The organism is Flavobacterium sp. LMO6, from assembly GCF_009495795.1.
Taxonomy (GTDB): domain Bacteria; phylum Bacteroidota; class Bacteroidia; order Flavobacteriales; family Flavobacteriaceae; genus Flavobacterium.
Window position 1 is genome coordinate 1 of sequence record NZ_WIBH01000117.1, and the last position, 218, is coordinate 218.

General features: G+C 41.3%; 1 protein-coding gene. It reads left to right on the forward strand.

From position 1 onward, the window contains the following. A partial coding sequence (locus GFJ99_RS13700) for a hypothetical protein (RefSeq protein ID WP_203228814.1) occupies window positions 1-218 on the forward strand: 218 nt, incomplete at both ends.

The window sequence follows — 218 nt, forward strand, 5'->3', positions numbered from 1 at the left end:
GACAAATACTGCGGCAAGTAATGCGTTTAATATTGAGACTGCATCTGCTGTCCGTAATATATCAATTGCTGACAATCTACCAGCATTATCTAGTGCATTGTCAATGACATATGTAGCAGCGGGTGTTGGAACAATAGCAATATCAGATTGGGCTAATAACACAGGCACTGCCCTACCTAACCTGACTGGTATTACAGTGAATGTGCGTAGTTTGATAG